A 1,411-nucleotide genomic window follows, 5' to 3' on the forward strand; every position below is an offset into this window, starting at 1 on the left:
CGGGCGCCGCGGCCGGAGCCGCCGGCGTGGCCGCGTCGGGCGACAGCGCGCGCGCCGTGTCGGCCGGCACCTTTCCCGACAGCCGCACCCCCCAGGCGCTGGCCAAGTCCTGGTCCGTGGGCGCCCGCACCGGGTCGCCCAGCACCAGCACGTGCCCCATCTGCGCGGGTGACACCAGCGGGCGCACGTAGTAGATGCGCAGCCACCCGTTGGGGTCCTTGCCGCTCCCCGACACCGTCCCCACGGGGATTCCCCGCGGGTACACCCCGCCCTCGCCGCTGGTCACCACCATCGTCCCCGTGTCGGGGGCGGTGTGGAACGCCACCGGGCTAAAGGCCAGCACCGCCTCGCCGTTGGGCCCCTCGATCGACCGGGCCACTCCGTACGTCTCGCCATCCACCGTCATCACGCTGGCGCGGAACCGCGGGTGCGTCCACGACAGCATCGTGCTCGACTCCGTCCCCAGCTGCCCCACCTGCCCCGCCAGCCCCTCGGCCGTGATCACCGGCGCGCCCGGGCGAACCCCGTCGCGGGCGCCGGCCGAAAGGCGCAGCACGCCCTCGCTTCCCGGTCCCGCCTCCGGCCGCGCCTCGGCGGCCTTGAACGAGTAGGTCAGCCGCTCGCGAAAGCCCAGCAGCTGCCGCAGCTGCCGGTTCTCCGCCGCCAGCGTGGCCTGGCCCACCAGAAAGCTGGCCAGCGAGTCGCGCTCGGCGCGCAGGCTGGTGGCGTCGGCGTAGCGGCCCTGCCGGTCGGCTCCGCCGCGCTGCACGGCGATGAAGGGCCGCAGCACGGTGGCGCGCAGGGAGTGGCCAAGGCCGTCCTTGTACACCTCGGGCAGCATCATCACCAGGGCGCTCAGGGCCGCGAACAGCCCCGCCACCGCCAGGTCGCGCTTGCGGCCGCGTTCGCCCGCGCCGCGCAGGTAAGGTCTGAAGGCGCTCAGGAGGTCAACACTCCCTTGTATTTGGCCACGTCGTCCAGGATGCGCCCGGCACCCCGCACCACGCAGGTAAGCGGATCTTCGTCCACGTGGATCGGCAGGTTCGTTTCGCGCGCGATCAGCGTGTCCAGCCCGCGGATGAGCGCGCCGCCGCCCGTCATCACGATCCCCCGGTCCACGATGTCGCTGGCCAGCTCCGGCGGGGTGATCTCCAGCGCCCGCCGCACGGCCTCGACGATGGCCTGGATCGGCTCCTGGATGCACTCGCGGATCTCCTGCGAGTGCACGCGCACCGTCTTGGGAATCCCCGAGACCAGGTCGCGCCCCTTGACGTCCATCTCGCGCTCGTCGCCGGTGCTGTACGCGCTGCCGATCTGGATCTTGACCGCCTCGGCCGTGGCCTCGCCGATCATCAGGTTGTAGTTCTTGCGCATGAAGGTGACGATGGCGTTGTCGATCTCGTCGCCCCCC

2 protein-coding genes are annotated in these 1,411 nt (G+C 72.5%); both read right to left on the minus strand.

The features are described 5' to 3' along the window. The coding region (mreC, locus tag ACOJUJ_RS16915) for a rod shape-determining protein MreC (protein ID WP_420128078.1) at positions 1 to 880 on the minus strand (880 nt) is incomplete at its 3' end. A 59-nt stretch (positions 881 to 939) separates the two neighbouring features. Continuing rightward, on the minus strand, positions 940 to 1,411 hold a 472-nt coding region (locus ACOJUJ_RS16920; protein WP_420128079.1), incomplete at its 5' end, for a rod shape-determining protein.

It is taken from the genome of Longimicrobium sp. (genome assembly GCF_048594345.1).
Lineage (GTDB): Bacteria > Gemmatimonadota > Gemmatimonadetes > Longimicrobiales > Longimicrobiaceae > Longimicrobium.